The organism is Evansella cellulosilytica DSM 2522 (assembly GCF_000177235.2).
In the GTDB taxonomy this organism is placed as follows: Bacteria; Bacillota; Bacilli; order Bacillales; family Salisediminibacteriaceae; genus Evansella; species Evansella cellulosilytica.
Genome location: NC_014829.1, coordinates 1827025 through 1845114, shown reverse-complemented (window position 1 = coordinate 1845114; position 18090 = coordinate 1827025). Strand labels below are relative to the sequence as shown.

Genomic DNA, 18090 nt, shown 5'->3' with positions numbered 1-18090 from the left:
AGAAAAAATAAAATATTCAGACGTATTGGCAAATGATTGCTTTTTGTTTTTTTATTTTTAGTGGTCATACGGCTTTCCCTTTCTTACTGTTTATGCACCAGTATAAGTTTTAAAAGTGATTCAAATGTGCAAGAGAATAGACACCTCTTTGAAAGATGGTGTCTAAAATGCATGCCCGCAGATGCGGTTATCTTCCAGATATCACGAACCCGCCCTTAAGCAGGTGGGTGCTCGCAAAAGCATCTCCAACTTCCTTAGTTAAGGCATGTTGTACGTGCTTTAATGTAAAGCTCCCGATGTGAATTGGTGTTCGGTTCGAATTAAACTCGAAGTTCACCAACACCGCAGGCTGATGTTATTTTCTTGTATTCATTATACCACAATACGGTATACATTCAACATTGTTTCGATACTGTAACACACTTTTTTCAGTTAATGTTTTTCCCTTTTTTGAACGCTATAAGATTCTTTTTCCTTTGTCATCGGCAAGTTAATTTTTCTAACACACCAATAAATTACAGCATGACCAAGTCCAAGTAGCAAAAGTGCTGCAGGTATTCCTTTTTCTTCACCGAACCTCTGGATAAATAGCATGAGTACGAGAATAGAAGAGATGCGTCCACTATTAATGAATAGTTCTCTTACAACGATATACTCTACTCTCATCTCTGCTGCTTTCCAAGCGGTGCCAATCACGTCATATGTGAGTGATACATAAGGAACAAGCAACATAGGGTATGCAATAGAAATAGTTACACCATAAATAATTAATCGTGTGAAATCGAGGTCAAATGCAATAATAAAAATTGCCAAATATAAAATTATCCCACCGAGTAATATAGAATGCTTACGTTGTTGGGGTTTGATAAAGCGCCCTACTAAATAATAGCTAATGAACGAAACTGACGAAGCTACTAAGCCATACGTTCCAAGTGCGAGTTCACTGCCTGTTGCAACATAAATCCATACAACAATAACAAAAATAAAGCTACCTTCACGCAACCCCTGAAAGTATTGTGCTCGTGTAATTCTTTTCCAGTGTGGATTGTTTTTCCTTACTTTTAAAATATCCAAAAGTTGATATTGCCCCTTTGCAGATCGTCTATTGAGAAAGAGGCTCAATACAACCGCTGTTAAGAATAAACCTAATGACACTGCAAAGATAACACGATACCCAATTAATCTATCCATATGCGTAATTAAAAAGCCAGCACTAATGGGTCCGATCATTCCTGCAAAGGAAGTAAGGATACCTAAGAAACCATTAAAGAAATCACGCGTTTCAGGTTCTGTAATTTCAAAAGTAAGGACATTAAAGGATAGCCAATAAAAGCCTAATCCAATCCCTAACATTCCACCTAAAAGCAATAAATAGTTTCCAGCATTCTCACCTAAAAAGAGAACTGTGAAATAAAATATAGACAAAAAGCTAACACCTAACCGCAAAACAATAACCCGATCTACTTTTTTTGCCCATCGACCAGCGATGATAAAGGTAATCGGTTGCATAACTACAGACGCTAAGTTATATAGGGCCAAATCCATAAACTCCCCTGACTGCTTCCAAAGGTACACATTAACAAATGTATTCGATAATGCTATTCCGAGAGAGTATAACCCTCCAATTATAAGCAGAAGGTTTAGGTCCTTATTTGGCTCTACATCACCAATCATCTTTCGTACCAACTTTTTCATAGCAGACGCTCCTTTTGCCGTGACACTGCTTATTGTACCTCTATACAAAAAGCTTATTCGACAAACGAAAAAATTCATGTTTTTATACAAAGAGTAAGGTCATGCAAAAATGCGGCTATTTAATTTTATATAGGTTGTGTGTTCGCTTTAGCTCCGATTTTTTTCTAAACTGTTTTACTTTTCAAAATAAAAAAGCCTAAAACAAGCTTAGTCCAGTTCCCACTGCTATTCTCGCTACACTTTGCGGAAAAATTCCAATCGAAGTTTTCTTAACTTAAATAAAGACCTATGAGGAATTTCCTCATAGGTCTTTAAGTCGGTTCGACTTATTTAGCTGCACTAAAACGCTTTGCAACTTCTTCCCAATTTACTACGTTAAAAAATGCATCAACATAGTTAGGGCGTAGATTTTGGTATTTTAAGTAATAAGCATGCTCCCAAACGTCAACACCAAGGATTGCTGTTTTCCCTTCCATGATAGGAGTGTCTTGGTTAGGTGTACTTGTAACTGTTAATTTTCCTCCGTCTACTACTAACCATGCCCATCCTGATCCGAAACGAGTTAAAGCTGCATTTTTAAACTCTTCCTTAAACTTATCAAAACTTCCAAAAGCTGAATTAATTGCATCAGCTAACTCTCCAGTTGGTTCTCCACCACCGTTTGGAGACATAATTTCCCAGAATAGTGTGTGGTTGAAATGACCACCACCATTATTTCGAACAGCACCGTGTATACTCTCAGGAAGTGCGTCTAAATTGCTTAATAGTTCCTCTAAACTTTTTCCTTGTAGATCACTGTGCCCTTCTAATGCATCATTTAATTTAGTCACATATGTGTTATGGTGCTTCCCGTGGTGAATTTTCATTGTTTCCTCATCAATATGAGGTGTTAGTGCATCATGAGCGTATGGTAGTTCTGGTAATGTAAAAGCCATTTTTAATCTCCTCCTTAAAATATATGTAGATATGATTCATTAAGAGTCTTTTAAAAACTCTTAATAATACCCAAAAAATATTATCACCTTTCCAACAGTGAAAAAAGGAATAACTTTCAATTTTCACATTATCAGATATCCCCTCAAGTTTCAAACAATAAACCTCCATCTTATATTATATAGAAGTATATTGGATTATATTCAAAAACTCGAAGTGTCAAAGCAACTTTAGACTTTTTTGATCATCATTCTCGGATTAAAAATTTGATTATCACTTTTTAATAAAAAAGTATTCGCTTCTTCTAGGAAATCTATTGTCATCATTTCATCATACACCCATTCATATTGCTTCTGAAAAACAATTGTGAAATCATTTTGTTCATTGGATGCAACTTCATAGCCTTCTTCAATTTGAGAAATTTCCTCTAGGTGTGTTACACCACTAACAACACAACCACATCCATCAAAATCATATTTTAATGCAATCATATTTGAATTAATTTTCTGCTTTAATTGGTCCACTGCACGAGATGTTAACTTAATTATCATGTTTAGCACCTTCCCTTATACCGTCTACACATATTGTATCAAATATTGAATGAAGAAAGAAAATAATGCGCTTAAGTTGGATACAGAACTTGTTACTATTACATGTTTAAAGTCATTCTCCCTTCACAACTAGGTTTCTCTAACAAATATCATGAAAGCACAAAAAACGTGTATGCTTGTTTAATACAAACATACACGCAAATTATGTAATATGGCGGAGGAAGAGGGATTCGAACCCCCGCGGGCTTTGACACCCCTGTCGGTTTTCAAGACCGATCCCTTCAGCCGGACTTGGGTATTCCTCCGCAATTTTAGATGGTGGACCCTGTAGGACTCGAACCTACGACCAACCGGTTATGAGCCGGTTGCTCTAACCAACTGAGCTAAGGGTCCATGATAAGATTTAATAAGATTATTAAATTATTGTTACTAATATTACTATACCCTTCCTCTTCTAGCCTATCAGAATGCTAATGCGTCGGGGCAGCTCGATGCTTATTCATGAAGACATCGCTCGTTGCTCTAACCAACTGAGCTAAGGGTCCGTTAATAATTAATCATGTCAGTACTTATTATGGTAGCGGCGGAGGGGATCGAACCCCCGACCTCACGGGTATGAACCGTACGCTCTAGCCAGCTGAGCTACACCGCCATCTCTTTGTTTTTTATCAGCGACAATGACTATAATAGCATGTCCACATTCTATAAGTCAACGTTTTTCTAAAATATTTTTTATTTTTTTTATTTAACTTTTTTTAGTATAGACGTAAGGAAAAAATTTTACAAGATAGCAGTGTCAAAAAGTGCTAAAAGCCCTTTTAACACTGCCTTATTCTTTATTCTTCTCCGATTACAGCTTCTGCAATATTCACTGCATGATCCCCAATACGCTCTAAATTACTAATCATGTCAACAAAAATGATACCTGCTGACGCTTCACATGCACCTTCATTTAATCTTAAAATATGTTTTTTACGTAACTGTCGCTCCATTTTATCTATCTTTTCTTCCTTTAGTATTACAGCTCTTGCTTCTAAAATATCATTTGTATCTAATGCCTTTATCGCTTGCTTTAATGTCTCTATCGTTAAATTAAACATATCATTTAAATCTTCTAGTGCAAGTTCTGAAACTTTCACTTTATTTGTAACTTGGTATTCAGCTAATTCAATAATATTTTCCATATGATCACCAACACGTTCAATATCACGGACAGTGTCCATCAACATCGAGTGTTGTGCTGAGTCTTGTGTCGAAAGGGAATTTGCTGAAATTCTTATGAGATAATCTGTAATCTTTCGGTCTAAATTATTTATTGCATCCTCGAATTGGTATGTCAATTCAGCATGACGCTTTTGCTTCGTTTTAACAAAATCAGATGCAGCAACTAATCCCTGTTCTGACAACTCCGCCATTCTTAAAGTTTCTTTCTTAGCTTGCCCTAAAGCAATGGAAGATGATTGTTGAACTAATGCAGGATCTAAATGCTGTGCTTTATACTCAATTACAGTCTCATTACCAGGAATGATCTTAGTAACAATAAATGCAAGTACCGCAACAAATGGTAATTGTATTAATACATTTGACGTGTTGAATATACCATGAGCTACTGCAATTGTCATGGCTTCATTAAGATTTAATCGTTCCTGAAGAAAATACATCATTGATATATATGGATGGATTAATAAAAGGACTATAATTGTACCAATTAAATTAAAGATTACATGTGTCATAGCTGCTCTTTTTGCTGCTATCGATGCACCAAGTGCTGCAAGAACAGCAGTAATTGTTGTACCGATGTTATCTCCAAATAAAACTGGTAAAGCTGCATCAAGTGTCATCGCACCTTGTTCATATAACTGCTGTAATAATCCGATTGACGCCGAAGAGCTTTGAACAGCTACAGTAAAAATAGTTCCAATGAGTACACCTAGGAGCGGAATTTCACTCATGGAAACTGTTAATTCTGCAAATATCTCTAAATCCCTTAATGGCTTTAACCCTTCTCCCATCAAGCTTAATCCATAAAATAATGCTCCAAAACCAAAAAATACTTGTCCTATATTGTTAGCTTTACGATTTTTCAAGAAGAAAATTAAAAATGTACCAATTGCTATAATAGGTAAAGCATAGTCTGATATTTTAAGACCGATAATGAATGCAGTAACCGTTGTACCGATATTCGCTCCCATAATAACACCGATAGACTGCCTTAGAGTCATAAACCCTGCATTAACAAGGCCAATAGCAAGGACTGTTGTCCCTGTTGAAGTTTGCAATAGTACCGTAACAACGATACCTGCTAAAACCCCCATAATTGGATTACTAGTAAATTTATCTAAAATGTCACGAAGCTTGTCCCCTGCTGTTTTTTGTAGGCCATCTCCCATATACTTTATCCCAAAAAGGAATATCGCCAATCCGCCAAAGAACATAAATAGAAGGTCTCTTAATTCTAACTCCAACAACGTCATCCCCTTACATTTTCTCTATCGTCTAATTTCGTCACATTTCTCATACTAATCGTTCAACATTAATTAATTGTTAATGAATTGTAAAGAAATTATTAAGATTTTAAACCCACATTCACTATACACATTTTCGAATTAAAATCCAATGGTTGTTTTTTAGTCGAAATATAGGATAAAATGTAGTAAAAGCTAGTAACGCGTCACTGACTACGTTAAAACAATTACTGAAGAAAATTATGAAAATATTGTGACAATAATAGAATTGATAAAAATAAATGTAATAAATGTCTTGACTATTCGAATGATTATTTCAATAGTTTTCCTCAATTTATTAAAAAAATATGCTATATTTGATATATTACTTAGATTTAAAATGATATATCAATAAGTTTTTGTCTAAACCAAAAATATATATAAGAAATTGTCCATATTAAAAAGGAGAAATGGCAAATGATTGGAGAGCGAGTAAAAAGATACCGTAAAGAAGCTGGTATGACCTTGACTGAATTAGCTGATAAAGCTGGCGTTGCAAAATCTTACTTAAGTGCACTTGAAAGAAATATACAAACAAACCCATCTATCCAATTTCTTGAAAAAGTTGCAAATGTTTTAGGGTTATCGATAGATTATCTTCTAAAGGATCAAGTAGATAACGTATCTATAGTAGATGAAGATATAGATAAAGAGTGGGTGAACTTAGTTCAAGAAGCGATGAATTCCGGGGTTTCTAAAGAAGAGTTCCGAGATTTCCTTGAATTTAATAAATGGAAAATGAAGCAAAAATAATGGTTTTAAGATGCTGTGATGTTCACAGCGTCTTTTTTCATCCAATCACCATTCTTTATAAAGAATACAAAACACTTTCCGTTATACTTTCACCTCTGTTTTTTCGTAAAATAAGCATTTATCTTTTCTTGTTTGTGCGTTATAATGAGCAAATGAGGTGTAAAAAAAGGAGGTTAGCTATGATTGGGGAAATTATAAGAAAAAAGAGGAAAGAACGAGGTATCTCACTTTCAGAATTATCTAGAATGACTGGTGTATCTAAGTCATACTTAAGTTATATTGAACGCGGAATGAAAAAAAATCCATCAATTGAGGTGATTAAACGTATTTTTCATTCACTTAATCTGCCCATTACAATGCTTTCACAAGATGAACCACAAAAAAGACACCACACAAACTAAATTACTGCTGTGCGTGTAAAGAGGTTGACTCAAAAGAAATACATCCTTTCAGTCAACCTCTTATGTTCATTCATTTAATTTTCCTGAACAATTACAATTCTCGTTCCATCGGCCGAAATAACTCTCACTTTTTGGTCGCTCGTTACCCACTGGTTATCCGTAGTTGCACTATAAAGCTTCCCCTCTATTTCTACAGTGCCTGTAGGACGAAATGGCGTTTTTGTTATGCCTACCTTTCCAATAAGTTCCTTATATTCCTCATTCATTGAATTGTATCCAAGATCACTTGTTAATTTATCTTTTAAAGTCATCTTTGACCACATATTTCGAGATGGAAATACTTTTGTAAATAAATACGAGGTTGGCGCAGCTATAATGAGTGCCATACCGACAAGAACACCATATACTATCCCTGGAGCTGGTAAAGCAAGGCCTAGTACCATTAACAACAATCCTATTAATGCAATCGTACCATCTGTTGTCACTTTCCCATCAAAAATAATGAGAATTAACCCAATAGCATATAATAAAACTACCCATAGGCTATCCGCAGCCGTTAGATGGTATGAAAAATACATAGCCATAATAGCAACCCCTAGGATCCCGAATAACCCTTTTGCACGGACCATAAGCTCTCCAAAAATAAATAGTGTTGCAATAAAAACGACTAAAAAGCCTAAGGAGGCATTATCTAATATTTCCATTTTTGTTTCCCCCTTTTTTCTATATAGAATATTGTACCAAAAAATTTACTCATAAGTATGTACGAATATAAATGAAATAGGTTTCAAATATTTTCTGGTGTGCTTAGAAAGGTTTTCTCAAATGCTTTGTTAAGGCTAGTGTTGATTTCCCAACTTTATTACGTAAGGGAACTGACTAAGGTAAAGACCAACCTTTTCAGTTCCCTCAAATATGATGACACGAGTATTTATTATTAGTTTTTTACTACATGTCTTGTTTTCCCTATCACGGTTTGTTAATTAAACCATCCTTTAATCGATTCAATTAAAGAGTCAAAAAAATCAAGAATGGCTCTTATAAAACCTTGTCCCTCATCACTACTTAAAAAATCACTTAAGTTATCACGTATCTTCCCAATTTGATTTTGCACTTGATCCCAATCAATATTTAAATTTCTCATTCGATGGAATAAGGATACTAATCCTTCAAGCTCAGTCTCAGTTAATGTCATCCCTAATTCATTGGCAATTCTTTGTATTAGTTCACGTAGGTCCTCTTCCGTTTCGACATTTTCTTGTGCGATCGCTTCTTTTATTCTTGTCATTAACTCTGTTGCCTGCTCAACACCATAGTCTTCACTTAATTCTGCCGTTTTTGCTAGCTCTTCATTTGCAATTTGTTTCTGTTCTTCTGGTATAACTTCATCTGTTGTAAGCTCATATGCTTTTATAAGACCTGTTAGTGCTCCAGTCCCTGATACATTAAATGGAGCTGTTACATATATATCTGCATCCTTCACACCGGCTGTAAATAATGCATTTGCGTACATACCTTCAGATATTTGTGTAATTCTATTTGTTTCAACTGTAATTCCTTGACCTTCTGGCAGCAATGTAATCATAGATGAAGAAAGTGCTCTTGTACCAATCACATTACTCGCTATATATTCCCCTAAATAATGGTGCTCCTCAGCATTAGAAACAGGAATAATTTCAACGGTTTCTTCGGTTACTCCCATTTCCGATAATAACATTTCTCTTTGTTCAGAGCTTAAATCTTCACCTAGTGTTACAATCACTTCCCCTTCTATTGCATCTGCAAACGAAATAGAAAAGATGAGTAACCATATTGATAATGTGGCTAATACTACCTTCATTGCTTTATTTTTCATTTTGGATCCCCTTTCAATCATCTCATTTATCACCCTGTTATCAGTCATTTAATGTATCTTTCAATCTTTTAACAGTCTATATTAGTAGAAAACACTAAAAATTATCTTTAGAACAGGGACTAAAGATCTATCTTTCCCATTACTGAGAGAAAAAAGCTACTTTTTATTAATAGTTATCCAACCTACGTAAAGCCAAACAACTCCGAATAAAAGAATGATAAAAGTGTAAATAAACATCTCTCTCTCATCGTACATCCACATACTGTAAAAATACGGTCCAAGTGCAACTCCTAAAAAACGAACCATTCCATAAAGTGATAGAGCAGTTCCCCTTTCATGATTAAAGACGCTAGAAGTAACAAAAAAGTTACAGCATGGTAAAAGTAACCCTGTTCCTATAGAAACAAACATTAAAGTAAGAACTAAAATAGTAAATGAATGTGACAATATTCCAATTATTATTCCTACAAACATAATGAAAAAAGCTGCCACAATCATGACATAAGCATTTCGTTTCTGGCCAGCAATAAAACGACTTGAAGAATAGGAAGCACCGGTTAGTGTCCCTAAAGGTACTAAAAACAGTATCCCTTTATACACCCCTGTAACTTGATATACTATTTCTGCTTCGTACGCTAAATATACTAATAGTCCAAATAATATAAATAAAACAGTACTTCCAGAAAAGTAAATTGGCATCAACCACTTGTATTCCTTTTTTACAAGCTTATAAACACCTTTCCCATATTTAGCTAGTTTTATATTTCGGTTGCCCGTATCTTCTTTTACAATATAAAATATGCATACAAAAGTAATACATGAGAATAAGAAGTAAAACCAAAATGTACTATGCCAAACGATCGCAAGCGCAGCAATACCTAAAAATGGGCTTACCATTTTTCCAATACCATTAAAAACTTCTACAGTCCCAAGTGCGGTACTTCTCTTTTCTCCTTGGAAGTAATCACTAATAATACTCATTGCTAGAGGTGTTGTTCCTCCAGCACCAAACCCTTGTATTAGTCTTCCAATGAGCAATAAGTAATAAGAAATTGTCGTAGCATTTATTATAGGAGCTATTGATGAAATAATACTCCCTATCATTACTAGAAGCAGAGATAATAATATAATATTTTTCTTCCCAAACCGGTCGGCCAAATATCCTACAAAAGGGATGATGAGGGCAGCAGGAATTGAAAAAGCAGTGAGTATGAAACCTGCTTCACTCGATGATATAGACAGTGCTTCTTCTAAAGAAGGCAGTATAGGCAGGAACATCGAATTACCCACAACCATAACAAATGGTAAAGAGCCAAGCACGTACATGAATACCTTTTCCTTATGAGACATATTCTCACCCCTTATAATGACATAATCGTGACATATTTTAAGTGGACAAGCATATGTATAATAAAAATGACTTTAATAAGGAGAAAGTGATATGCGTCCAATAGTTGGTTTGATTATTATAGCCGTAATCGCAATAAGTGCTTATTACGATTGGAATGTAGGAACTATCCCACATGCAGCATCCCCACATAATGGAATGGCAGAGGAAGGTTCTCACAATACTGATATAGACAACATTACAGAAGAACAAAACGAAGAGACTGAATCCTCTCAAGTAGGGAGCATTAGTCTGCAGTTTCAAGAAGTTGTCGTGGGTCCTGGACAAACTGTTTATGGAATTGTCAAGGAATTAAATGATGAACTAATATACGCTCCAAATAAAGTAGTAGAAGACTTTGAAGCATTGAATCCAAGTGTCCTATCTCATGAAATCATTATAGGTCATTCTTATCGTTTCCCTATTTATTCCTCTAATACTAACGAATAACGGATCTTAAGGGCACTGTAAGTTGCCATCGCAATCGTTAATAAGCTGATAAGAGTACGTTTCTCCTATCAGGCGAGCGACTGCAATACAAATAAAAGGCACTGAAAAAAGTTGTTTTATACTTTTTCAGCGGCCTCCGGATCTTACCCCTTGCCACATTGTTATACTCGTTGGTACAATGAACAAGGATTGTAATCATTTATACAACGATTTTAAACATAAAGGGGCGATTATCTTGACCCAATTTACTCACCGTAAAAATACAAGACCTGTTAAGGTTGGGCCAATTACTATTGGTGGTAACGATGAAGTCATTATCCAAAGCATGACAATGTCTAAGACACATGACGTAGACGCTACCGTGGCAGAAATAAAACGACTTGAAGAAGCAGGGTGTCAAGTAGTAAGAGTGGCATGCCCTGATATGAGAGCTGCAGAGGCTATACCAGAAATTAAAAAGCGTATTAACATACCACTCGTTGTTGACATCCACTTTGATTATAAACTTGCTCTAAAAGCGATCGAAGGTGGAGCAGATAAAATTCGTATAAACCCTGGTAACATCGGTAGAAAAGAAAAAGTCGAAGCGGTAGTAAATGCCGCAAAGGCAAAAGGGATCCCCATTCGAATCGGCGTTAACGCAGGTTCACTTGAGAAAAGAATTCTTGATAAATATGGATATCCAACTGCAGATGGGATGGTAGAAAGTGCTTTACACCACATTAAGATTCTCGAAGACTTAGATTTTCATGACATTATCGTCTCTATGAAGGCTTCAGATGTCCGATTAGCAGTTGAGGCTTATGAAAAAGCAGCGCAAGCATTTGACTATCCACTTCATTTAGGGATCACAGAATCAGGAACACTATTCTCTGGCACGGTGAAAAGTGCTGCAGGCTTAGGTATCTTGCTCAATAAGGGTATCGGAAATACAGTAAGAATCTCTTTAAGTGCTGATCCCGTAGAAGAAGTGAAAGTTGCCAAGGAATTATTGAAAACATTTGGTTTAGCAGCTAATGCAGCTACTTTAATCTCTTGTCCAACTTGTGGACGTATTGAAATAGACCTTATTAGTATTGCTAACGAAGTTGAAGAATATATTCAAAAAATAAATGCACCACTTAAAATATCAGTTCTAGGGTGTGCCGTTAATGGGCCTGGTGAAGCGAAAGAAGCTGATATTGGAATTGCTGGTGCACGTGGAGAAGGTTTACTTTTCCGTAAAGGAAAAACAATTAGAAAGGTTCCTGAAGCGGATATGGTTGCTGAGTTAAAAAAAGAAATTGATAAATTAGCGAAGGAACACGAGGAAAAACAGAAAGCTGAATTAAATAATTAGAGCTAGACGTAAAACGAGAAACGAGCTCGAAGGAGGACACTGAAAAAGTGAAAGAACACCACTTTTCAGTTCCCTTGCTTGAAGCTCGTTTTTAGTCTTTTCCTATACTTTCTTATCTTTTGAGATAGAAACCCACCGTCAAAAACGGTGGGTTTCTTTAATTTACCCTATTAACTTCACTTCACACGCTTGGCATTTTATTAGGTGACAAATGGAGCAAAAAAGACACTCATTATAATGGAAAACGCACTAATAGCAATGGCTGTATAACCTAAACCTTTTTGTTCACGATTGACGGCCATAAAACCAAGAACTAAACCTGCTGCGCCAAATAAAATTGGTAAGAACAACAGAGATACAATGGATAATGCAACTGCAAATGTTGCAACTCCTCGACCTTCTGTTGCACCCTCTTCTACATCTGTGTCCTCTACTTCTGCTGCTCTACCAAACACATTTTGGTTTGGAGTATACTCTGCAGCAGTTTCCTCTCGGTAGTCATCGTCCACCCTATTTCTTTCGGGCTCAAACCTTTTTACTTCATCATTTTCGTCTTTAACGACATGAAAATTCCTAGGTTTTGGATTGTTGTTATGATCGAACTGAGACATACCCTTTTACCTCCTTTGCCAAAGCGTGTACAATTAGTATGCCATCATAAAAAGTTAATATCGATGACAATGATTTCTAATTGCAAAGGAAGGTGTACACATTGGAAAAAACAAATAAACTAAGAATTGGAATAGACATAGATGGAACCGTTACAGACCCTGGAACCTTTATTCCGTATTTAAATAAACATTTTAATAAAAGCTTAACACTAAAGGATATTACGCAATATGAATTATCTGGATTTCTTGGAATAACTAAAGAAGCATTTTTGGAGTGGATGAAAATACATGAACCTTTCATTTATAAGGAAGCAGTTCTGGCTAGTCATGTAGAGGATACACTCAAGAATTGGAATATTTCAAATGAATTATATTATATAAGTGCACGTCCTCCGGCATATTACAACTTAACAAAGACGTGGTTTGATCAATATGACTTACCATATGATCATATTGAACTTCTAGGAAAACATGATAAACTTGACACCATAAAAAAGCATAATATTGATATTTTTTTCGAAGATAAACACGACAACGCATGTCTTATCGCGGAGCATTGTGATATTCCGGTTATTCTTATTGACACACCATACAATCAGGAAAATATCCCTAAACAAGTCTATCGTGCACAAAACTGGTCTGTTGTTCCTAAGTTGATGAAGGAGATTTTTTCCCCCGCCAACAAGTGAATTCGTTGTTGCACATAGAAAATGTACATAGTCGCCCTCAAAGAAAAAGCAAATATATCCATATTATATTATTTAAGGGTGATGCGAAAGGTTATCCTCACCTTTTGCATCACCCTCGCAATGAAATTATTTTTACTTGTTTTAAAATTTATTGTCGGGTTTAGCTTAATCACCATAGGCAATCGTTAAGCCTCCATTTTTCCCACTACACTCGATTTTCATGGCATGTATTACAATAACCGTATATTTCAAATTTATGACCTACTACTTGAAAGTCCTCGCTACCAAACGGAACAGTTTCCATTGGGCAAGTATGAATATGTTTCGTTTTACCACAATCTAAGCAAATTAAATGGTGGTGGTGATCATCTGTTGCACAAGTAAACCGAAACTTTTTTTCACCATCTAGTTCTGTCATTTCTAAAATACCTAGTTCAACAAATAAAGATAAATTACGATATATCGTATCAAAACTAAGACCTTTATATTTCTCTTGCAAGTATTCTAAAACATCCTTTGCTGGTAAGTAGCGCTTTGCATCAGAAAAAAACTCTAACATATCTTGACGTTTATCTGTATATTTATATCCTTCATCCTTCAGTTTTTTTAAGGCATCTTCAACATTCATTCTTCACACACCCTCCAATATTAACGTTCGTACACAGTAAATATTTTTGTTTTCTTCATTTGCTTAATTATTGTTGCAATGAATAATAGAAAAATACCAATTACTACAATCATACCACCAGTGGCTATGTTAAATTGATATGAAAAGAATATTCCACCAATAATGGCAGCTTCACCAAAAAGGATTCCGAGTATAATCACTTGCCTGAAACTTTTTGCTAGTTGAATACTTGCAGCCACCGGCAATGTTACCATAGCACCAACTAATAATATGCCAACAACCTTCATTGACATAGATATCACAATCGCAATCAGCAAAGAAAAAAGAAAATTTAATCTTTTCACTTTTATTCCTGAAGTTTTAGCAAATTCTTGATCAAATGAAATAGATAAAAGTTCCTTATAAAAAGCAAACAAAATGAAACATGCGACAATACCTGTTCCTATTATAAAATATAAATCTGATAAAGACACTGTTACGATACTTCCAAACAAATATGTGTACCATTCCATGTAACTGCTGCTTGCCAAACTAATTAATATAGCACTCAACCCAATACCTGTTGACAAAATAATTGGTACAGCTAATTCTTGAAAGCCTTTATAAATTTGTCTCAGCTTTTCTATTAAGATGGAACCTAGTAACGAAAAAAATAAACCTGAATAAAGAGGATTTACAAAGGCAAGCCACGTAGCTGTTTGACTTATAAAAACCCCTGCTGTTATTCCTGTTAACGTGATATGCGATAATGCTTCAGAGATAATCGTTACCCTTCTAACGAGCAAGAACGCCCCTACTAACGGGCATATAAATCCTATAATTAAGCCTGCGAAAATCCCACGTTCTAAAAATGTTAATTGATGTAAAATCTCCATTTATCATTTCACCTTTTCACGATACATTTCTTTTTTTTGTCAATAAGATAGAAAGTAATAATATACATACATTAATCATTACAATGACGCCACCAGGCGCTAAATCGAAATGAAAAGAAGTAAATAATCCGATTAGAACGCTCACTTCCCCGAACAAAATAGCATAAATGAACATTTGCTTAAACCCTCTTGCCCATCGCATCGCAGCAGCAACTGGAAGTGTCATCAACGATGATACTAATAATATACCTACAATTCTCATTGAAGAAGAAATCACTAAAGCAACTATCACTATGAAAAAGAAATGTAAAGCTTTTTTAGGTATTCCAGATACAACCGCTTGCTCTTCATCAAAGCTTAAATAAAACAACTCTTTATAAAATAATATAAATAAAATAATAACAATGACTGTAATAGCAAAAATCAGTTGCAAATCAGTTTTCCTAATCGCTACAACGCTGCCAAATAAATACGTAAATAAATCGTTATTAAACCCATTTGCTAGCGATATAAAAACAACTCCAATACCAATTCCTGATGATAGTATGATTGGAATGACAAGTTCTTGATAATAACGATATACATTGCGTAAACGCTCCATAAGGATTGCACCACTCACAGAAAAAGCCATCCCCATATATAAGGGATTTAAGCTAGCAAAAGTCGGGAAATGGCGTCCTAATAATAGGCTAAATGCAATACCAGAAAGTGTGATATGAGAGAGTGCATCGGAAATAAGGGCCAGTCGCCTCACTACTAAAAAAACACCAATCAATGGAGCGATAAAACCTATCATTAAACCTGTATAAAGAGAATATGTCAGAAAATCATACTGAAAGAAAACAGAAATCATAGCATATCTCCCCTATCATCATGATGATGATGGTGATGATTATGTGTAATGACCTGTACATCATGTCCATACATATTGGAAACAATGTCCTCTTGTCTTTCTTCAAACTCAGAAGTACCACCATGAAAATGTAAAAACTTATTCAAGCACGCTACATCTGTTATATATTCTGTCATAACACCAATATCATGAGTGACTAAAATCAATGTCATTTTATTTTCCACATTTAGTCTTTTTAGCATCGTATAGAAATTTTGAACAGACTTTGCATCCACACCTACAGTTGGTTCATCTAATATAAGCAGCTTCGGATCACTTACTAACGCTCTAGCAATAAATACTCTTTGCTGCTGTCCTCCTGATAATTGCCCAATATTTTGGTACATATATTTTTCCATTCCTACTTGGTAAATTGCTTCTTTTACTTTTTCCTTATGCTTCTTTGTCAAAAAGCGAAATAAACCTACTTTCCCGTATAAACCCATTGACACGACTTCAAAGACTGTCGCAGGAAAACCGCTATTAAAACTGTTTGCTTTTTGTGAAACAAAGCCCACCTCTTCCCAATGGCGAAACTTGTTAATCGGTGTCCCGAAAATGTTAATTTCTCCTTTTCCGGGGGTAAGTAAACCAAGAATACATTTTATTAAAGTCGACTTCCCTGAACCATTAGGTCCAACCAATCCGAGAAAGGAACCTTGTGGGATTTTTAAATGTATATCTTCTAGTACATTTTGTTGACCATATGAAAAAGAGACATGCTTTATTTCTAATGCATCTAAGTCTCGTCTATCGTTCATAATAACCTCCGAACACACATTTTTTAAGAATGATTACGATTTAATTTCTCATCGTAGTATACATTACACATATGTGTTTTGTAAACTGAGATTACTCTATAAAATCAGTCGTATACGACGTATTTTAGGATTGAAAAAGGTTTTTATTGCCTTCCTATTGAAATAGTAAAGATCAAAAACTTAAAAATTTAAACAACTATAAATTCTACAAGGGTGAGAACAATGAAACAGCAAATTGGCATCATTGATATGGGATCAAACTCCATTCGTTTTGTAGTGTACGAAGTCAATGAAGATGGTTGTATAAAGGAAATACAAAATTTAAAGGTTGTTGCTCGGCTAAGTTCATACATAGATGCTAAAGGATCTATGGTTGATGACGGGATAGATGTCATTCTACATACACTCGAACGCTTTAGTACCATTTCAAACCAATACGATTTAACTACTCAACGCTGTGTGGCTACCGCTGCTATTAGAAATGCTACAAATCAACAAGCAATATTAAGCGCAATAAATCAGAGCAGTGACTTTCTAATAGATGTATTAAGTGATGAAGAAGAGGCATATTACGGTTACTTAGCCGTTACAAACTCTACTAATATAAAAGATGGGATGACAATTGATATAGGCGGTGGGAGCACAGAAATAACCTATTATGAAAATCGCAAATTAATTCATTCGCATAGCTTTCCTTTTGGTGCCATTACATTAAAGAAATTTATCGAAGGTGATACGCCAACGGACACGGAGCAAGCACAATTATTAGCTTTTCTACACAAACATTACAACACGCTATCTTGGATAAAAAATAGACGTGTCCCAGTAATCGGAATAGGAGGAACTGCTCGAAATTTAGCATTAATTCACCAAAATGAGTTAGGCTATCCATTGGCTGGATTACACCAATATGAAATGACAAAACAGCAAGTTGCAGAAACGAACAACACACTAAAGAAGTTACCTTTAAAAGAAAGACAGCAAGTGGATGGGCTTTCTAAAGATAGAGCGGATATTATCATCCCTGCTATTACTGCCATTGAGGCACTAATAACGATTGCACAGTCAAACACATTTATCGTAAGTAACAAGGGGCTTAGGGATGGACTTTTTTCAGAGATTTACTTAAAACCGATGGGAATAACGCAATACCCATTTGTGCCAGAAGAAAGTTTGTATCAATTAAGCTTAGACTATCATCTAAATATAAAAGATCAAAAACGTATAGCAATACTCGCATCTTATGTAGCAAACGAATTAAACGCTCATGTACATAGTCTCATACCAAAAAAATACGGAAAGTTATTGCAGTGGGCTGCAAGAATTTTCTATATTGGTGCTTCTATACATCCTGAGTCTAAAAGTCAACATACTTTTTATTTATTGACGAATCAATCCATTGATGGATTAAGTCATAAAGAACGTTTAATGTTAGCTTGTATTGCTTCTTTTAAGTCACGATCACAACTAAAACATTATTTAAACGCCTATCATGACATGTTAAGTGATGAGGAAATGAAGAATGTCGAGCTATTAGGAGCAATATGTAAGTTTTGCTATAGCTTAAATAGGACAAAGCGTGACGTAATACATGAGATTAAAGTGGCTATCGAAAAGGAAAAATGGCTATTTATCATGTATTATGAAAACGACCCTTATTTTGAAAAAGTGCAAGCACAGAAAAATAAAAAGCATTTAGAAAAATATTTTAAAAAAGACATCGAACTTGTCTTCAAAAGATTAAATAATTAGGTGGCTTATTTAAG

The 18090-nt window shown here is 35.1% G+C and carries 18 protein-coding genes, 3 tRNA genes and 1 other RNA gene; 6 read left to right on the top strand and 16 right to left on the bottom strand.

The genetic code is table 11. From position 1 onward, the window contains the following. Nucleotides 1-168 precede the first annotated feature (168 nt). From ssrS to BCELL_RS08285, 8 genes are all read right to left on the bottom strand, one after another. Nucleotides 169-354: non-coding RNA, 6S RNA (gene ssrS / locus BCELL_RS22085), on the bottom strand. A gap of 78 nt (nucleotides 355-432) precedes the next feature. After that, nucleotides 433-1695 (bottom strand): MFS transporter, encoded by a 1263-nt coding sequence (locus BCELL_RS08315; protein ID WP_013488249.1) that lies wholly within the window; start codon nucleotides 1693-1695, stop codon nucleotides 433-435. 326 nt (nucleotides 1696-2021) lie between these two features. After that, nucleotides 2022-2630 (bottom strand): superoxide dismutase, encoded by a 609-nt coding sequence (locus BCELL_RS08310; protein ID WP_013488248.1) that lies wholly within the window; start codon nucleotides 2628-2630, stop codon nucleotides 2022-2024. Between the two features lie 228 nt (nucleotides 2631-2858). Continuing rightward, the gene (locus BCELL_RS08305) at nucleotides 2859-3179 is read right to left on the bottom strand and encodes an iron-sulfur cluster biosynthesis family protein (protein ID WP_013488246.1); all 321 of its coding nucleotides are present in this window, start codon (nucleotides 3177-3179) and stop codon (nucleotides 2859-2861) included. Between the two features lie 212 nt (nucleotides 3180-3391). Beyond that, nucleotides 3392-3484 (bottom strand) — tRNA-Ser (locus BCELL_RS08300). 11 nt (nucleotides 3485-3495) lie between these two features. Continuing rightward, a tRNA-Ile gene (locus BCELL_RS08295) sits at nucleotides 3496-3572 on the bottom strand. Between the two features lie 182 nt (nucleotides 3573-3754). Further along, a tRNA-Met gene (locus BCELL_RS08290) sits at nucleotides 3755-3831 on the bottom strand. Nucleotides 3832-4015: 184 nt separating this feature from the next. Next, nucleotides 4016-5614 carry a Na/Pi cotransporter family protein gene (locus BCELL_RS08285; protein ID WP_245547004.1) on the bottom strand — a complete coding sequence of 533 codons (1599 nt, stop codon included), beginning with the start codon at nucleotides 5612-5614 and terminating at the stop codon, nucleotides 4016-4018. A 486-nt stretch (nucleotides 5615-6100) separates the two neighbouring features. On the opposite strand from BCELL_RS08285, the gene BCELL_RS08280 reads away from it, so the two are divergent. Further along, complete coding sequence (locus BCELL_RS08280) at nucleotides 6101-6436, top strand: helix-turn-helix domain-containing protein (protein WP_013488244.1); 336 nt, start codon at nucleotides 6101-6103, stop codon at nucleotides 6434-6436. Between the two features lie 179 nt (nucleotides 6437-6615). Beyond that, complete coding sequence (locus BCELL_RS22490) at nucleotides 6616-6837, top strand: helix-turn-helix domain-containing protein (protein WP_013488243.1); 222 nt, start codon at nucleotides 6616-6618, stop codon at nucleotides 6835-6837. Between the two features lie 74 nt (nucleotides 6838-6911). On the opposite strand, the gene BCELL_RS08270 is transcribed toward BCELL_RS22490, so the two are convergent. The 3 genes from BCELL_RS08270 to BCELL_RS08260 form a co-directional block, all read right to left on the bottom strand. Beyond that, nucleotides 6912-7541, bottom strand: a complete 630-nt coding sequence (locus BCELL_RS08270; protein WP_013488242.1) for an NfeD family protein — start codon at nucleotides 7539-7541, stop codon at nucleotides 6912-6914. Nucleotides 7542-7816: 275 nt separating this feature from the next. Next, on the bottom strand, nucleotides 7817-8692 hold the full coding sequence (locus BCELL_RS08265) for a DUF1002 domain-containing protein (protein WP_157184182.1): 876 nt from the start codon (nucleotides 8690-8692) through the stop codon (nucleotides 7817-7819). Nucleotides 8693-8848: 156 nt separating this feature from the next. Then, complete coding sequence (locus BCELL_RS08260; protein ID WP_013488240.1) at nucleotides 8849-10042, bottom strand: MFS transporter; 1194 nt, start codon at nucleotides 10040-10042, stop codon at nucleotides 8849-8851. A gap of 91 nt (nucleotides 10043-10133) precedes the next feature. Here BCELL_RS08260 and BCELL_RS21575 point away from each other — a divergent pair, with 91 nt between their 5' ends. Beyond that, nucleotides 10134-10529 carry a hypothetical protein gene (locus BCELL_RS21575; RefSeq protein ID WP_013488239.1) on the top strand — a complete coding sequence of 132 codons (396 nt, stop codon included), beginning with the start codon at nucleotides 10134-10136 and terminating at the stop codon, nucleotides 10527-10529. 235 nt (nucleotides 10530-10764) lie between these two features. Then, on the top strand, nucleotides 10765-11868 hold the full coding sequence (gene ispG / locus BCELL_RS08250) for a flavodoxin-dependent (E)-4-hydroxy-3-methylbut-2-enyl-diphosphate synthase (RefSeq protein WP_013488238.1): 1104 nt from the start codon (nucleotides 10765-10767) through the stop codon (nucleotides 11866-11868). 200 nt (nucleotides 11869-12068) lie between these two features. On the opposite strand, the gene BCELL_RS08245 is transcribed toward ispG, so the two are convergent. Further along, on the bottom strand, nucleotides 12069-12479 hold the full coding sequence (locus tag BCELL_RS08245) for a DUF4190 domain-containing protein (RefSeq protein WP_013488237.1): 411 nt from the start codon (nucleotides 12477-12479) through the stop codon (nucleotides 12069-12071). Nucleotides 12480-12580: 101 nt separating this feature from the next. Here BCELL_RS08245 and BCELL_RS08240 point away from each other — a divergent pair, with 101 nt between their 5' ends. Beyond that, complete coding sequence (locus BCELL_RS08240) at nucleotides 12581-13168, top strand: hypothetical protein (RefSeq protein WP_013488236.1); 588 nt, start codon at nucleotides 12581-12583, stop codon at nucleotides 13166-13168. Between the two features lie 205 nt (nucleotides 13169-13373). Here BCELL_RS08240 and BCELL_RS08235 read toward each other — a convergent pair whose 3' ends face one another. From BCELL_RS08235 to BCELL_RS08220, 4 genes are read right to left on the bottom strand one after another with little or no spacing between them, the layout of a single operon-like run. Beyond that, on the bottom strand, nucleotides 13374-13796 hold the full coding sequence (locus BCELL_RS08235; RefSeq protein WP_013488235.1) for a Fur family transcriptional regulator: 423 nt from the start codon (nucleotides 13794-13796) through the stop codon (nucleotides 13374-13376). Between the two features lie 20 nt (nucleotides 13797-13816). After that, nucleotides 13817-14671, bottom strand: a complete 855-nt coding sequence (locus tag BCELL_RS08230; RefSeq protein WP_013488234.1) for a metal ABC transporter permease — start codon at nucleotides 14669-14671, stop codon at nucleotides 13817-13819. A gap of 16 nt (nucleotides 14672-14687) precedes the next feature. Further along, nucleotides 14688-15524 carry a metal ABC transporter permease gene (locus BCELL_RS08225; protein ID WP_013488233.1) on the bottom strand — a complete coding sequence of 279 codons (837 nt, stop codon included), beginning with the start codon at nucleotides 15522-15524 and terminating at the stop codon, nucleotides 14688-14690. Then, nucleotides 15521-16324, bottom strand: a complete 804-nt coding sequence (locus BCELL_RS08220; protein ID WP_013488232.1) for a metal ABC transporter ATP-binding protein — start codon at nucleotides 16322-16324, stop codon at nucleotides 15521-15523. Before BCELL_RS08220 ends, BCELL_RS08225 begins: the two co-directional genes overlap by 4 nt. A gap of 222 nt (nucleotides 16325-16546) precedes the next feature. On the opposite strand from BCELL_RS08220, the gene BCELL_RS08215 reads away from it, so the two are divergent. Next, nucleotides 16547-18076, top strand: a complete 1530-nt coding sequence (locus BCELL_RS08215; protein WP_013488231.1) for a Ppx/GppA family phosphatase — start codon at nucleotides 16547-16549, stop codon at nucleotides 18074-18076. The last annotated feature ends 14 nt before the right edge of the window (nucleotides 18077-18090 follow it).

Coding starts and splice junctions, on each gene's coding strand:
- BCELL_RS08215 (WP_013488231.1), top strand. CDS start 16,547: ATGAAACAGCAAATTGGCATCATTGATATGGGATCAAACTCCATTCGT.
- BCELL_RS08220 (WP_013488232.1), bottom strand. CDS start 16,324: ATGAACGATAGACGAGACTTAGATGCATTAGAAATAAAGCATGTCTCT.
- BCELL_RS08315 (WP_013488249.1), bottom strand. CDS start 1,695: ATGAAAAAGTTGGTACGAAAGATGATTGGTGATGTAGAGCCAAATAAG.
- BCELL_RS08285 (WP_245547004.1), bottom strand. CDS start 5,614: ATGTTCTTTGGCGGATTGGCGATATTCCTTTTTGGGATAAAGTATATG.
- BCELL_RS08280 (WP_013488244.1), top strand. CDS start 6,101: ATGATTGGAGAGCGAGTAAAAAGATACCGTAAAGAAGCTGGTATGACC.
- BCELL_RS08245 (WP_013488237.1), bottom strand. CDS start 12,479: ATGTCTCAGTTCGATCATAACAACAATCCAAAACCTAGGAATTTTCAT.
- BCELL_RS21575 (WP_013488239.1), top strand. CDS start 10,134: ATGCGTCCAATAGTTGGTTTGATTATTATAGCCGTAATCGCAATAAGT.
- BCELL_RS08305 (WP_013488246.1), bottom strand. CDS start 3,179: ATGATAATTAAGTTAACATCTCGTGCAGTGGACCAATTAAAGCAGAAA.
- BCELL_RS08225 (WP_013488233.1), bottom strand. CDS start 15,524: ATGATTTCTGTTTTCTTTCAGTATGATTTTCTGACATATTCTCTTTAT.
- BCELL_RS08310 (WP_013488248.1), bottom strand. CDS start 2,630: ATGGCTTTTACATTACCAGAACTACCATACGCTCATGATGCACTAACA.
- BCELL_RS08235 (WP_013488235.1), bottom strand. CDS start 13,796: ATGAATGTTGAAGATGCCTTAAAAAAACTGAAGGATGAAGGATATAAA.
- BCELL_RS22490 (WP_013488243.1), top strand. CDS start 6,616: ATGATTGGGGAAATTATAAGAAAAAAGAGGAAAGAACGAGGTATCTCA.
- BCELL_RS08265 (WP_157184182.1), bottom strand. CDS start 8,692: ATGAAAAATAAAGCAATGAAGGTAGTATTAGCCACATTATCAATATGG.
- BCELL_RS08230 (WP_013488234.1), bottom strand. CDS start 14,671: ATGGAGATTTTACATCAATTAACATTTTTAGAACGTGGGATTTTCGCA.
- BCELL_RS08270 (WP_013488242.1), bottom strand. CDS start 7,541: ATGGAAATATTAGATAATGCCTCCTTAGGCTTTTTAGTCGTTTTTATT.
- BCELL_RS08260 (WP_013488240.1), bottom strand. CDS start 10,042: ATGTCTCATAAGGAAAAGGTATTCATGTACGTGCTTGGCTCTTTACCA.